This window comes from Planifilum fulgidum, assembly GCF_900113175.1.
Taxonomy (GTDB): domain Bacteria; phylum Bacillota; class Bacilli; order Thermoactinomycetales; family DSM-44946; genus Planifilum; species Planifilum fulgidum.
Window position 1 is genome coordinate 13489 of record NZ_FOOK01000031.1, and the last position, 237, is coordinate 13725.

Sequence of the window (237 nt, forward strand, 5' to 3'; positions counted from 1 at the left end):
GTTTCAATCCCTCATAGGTAACCTACAAACGATTTGCAAGACAGGTGATCGAACAAGATCGGAATTTGTTTCAATCCCTCATAGGTAACCTACAAACCTACTCCCTATGCGCGCCGCCTCTACTACAATCCGCAGTAGTTTCAATCCCTCATAGGTAACCTACAAACTGCAAGTATGAGACCAGTCCCTGTTTTTCGGTAATGACCTGTTTCAATCCCTCATAGGTAACCTACAAAC